This is a genomic window from Enhygromyxa salina, assembly GCF_000737335.2.
GTDB lineage: Bacteria > Myxococcota_A > Polyangia > Nannocystales > Nannocystaceae > Plesiocystis > Plesiocystis salina_C.
Window position 1 is genome coordinate 1 of sequence record NZ_JMCC02000276.1, and the last position, 1291, is coordinate 1291.

Annotated in this window: 2 protein-coding genes; both read right to left on the bottom strand. The window is 64.1% G+C overall.

Going from position 1 to position 1291, the window contains the following annotated elements; translation table 11 throughout:
- Positions 1-541: MFS transporter (locus DB30_RS40850; protein WP_146662969.1), on the bottom strand; the 541-nt coding region annotated here is incomplete at its 3' end.
- A 104-nt stretch (positions 542-645) separates the two neighbouring features.
- Positions 646-1071: a hypothetical protein gene (locus DB30_RS40855; protein WP_052559534.1), complete on the bottom strand. Its 426-nt coding sequence runs from the start codon at positions 1069-1071 to the stop codon at positions 646-648.
- Positions 1072-1291: the final 220 nt, after the last annotated feature.

Here is a 1291-nt window from a genome sequence, read left to right on the forward strand (position 1 = left end):
TGGTCGTTGCGCTGGTGAACCCGTTGCCACCGGCCAGCAGCAGGCCGCCAACGGCATAAAACCCGAGCGCAGCCACGCTGGCGGCCCCGTCGGCGTCGACCAGCGCGAAGCCCAACCACTGCGAGAAATGGTCGACGCCGCCAAGCAGCATCAGCGCACCCGCGACCATCACCAGGCCGATCGACAAGGTCGCACCCTCACCCAGACGAGCGACCGCGCGGCCGACGATGAGGCCCTGAAACACGACCATGTTCACGCCAATATAGGTCATGAATAGCCCAGTCTCGCCATAGCCCCAGCCAAACACCTGCTCGCCGAACACCGCGGACGAGCCCGCGACGATCCGCGCCAGGAACACAATCCGCAGCGCGTGGGCAAACCCCAACACCAGCGCGGCCACGACCGAGCCGGCGATCGAGACCAACATGACGGGCCGTCGCCCGTAGCGACCGCTGATCCCCCCGAGCACCGGGGACATCACGAACTGCGCCGCGGAGAAGGCCGTTGACAACAGCGCGACCATCGTCGCGCTCGCGTGCATCAGGCTGCGAACTTCAGCTCGAGCTGGGCGGGGGAGAGGCGACGAAGAGCTCGGCGGAAAGACCAAGCGAGGCGGCGCGATGCATTGCACCACGGGCTCCTAGGCTAGGGGCTACTGCTCGTGTCGTCCTTGCAACCTGGACCCCAGATGGCGATCTGATAGCAGCAGTAGTTGGTCTCGTTCCCGAGAAATTTGGCGTTCTCAACGGTCCGCATGCAGCCGAACTCGGAGTGCTGAAGATCGCAATCGGGCCTGACCTCGCTGATTTTCCCCTCGACTTCGTCAATGACCTCAGCGATCGGGCACAGCTTGCACTCACCGTCAGATTCGGGCGGGAGGCAGACCGACAATGACTTCGACGCATGTTTTTCGTTCCAGACCGGGGGATTGAACTCCCCTTCGCACCAAACGCGCTCGCCGGGCTCGCCGAGTTGTGCGTCGACCGCGACGCACTCGCCGGACGTGTCTTCCGAACAGGCGAAGCTGTGGAAGACGAGGATGAGCAGGGCGACGTGAGTTCGTGAGTGCATGGCTGACCTCCTTTGCTAGGGCTCCTCGGGCCCACAGATTCCGAGTGACCCCGCGTCCAGCAGTGCTCGGGCTGGGGGCACTGCGAATGTTGACTGCAACCGGAATGATCGAACGCGTTGGGCCGCGGGACCTGCTTATCTGGAAACTTCAGCGCCCAAGTTGTCCGTTGCTCGAGCCACCCCGGCCAATGCACGTAGGCGTGGAAGCCCGTGCTGTGCA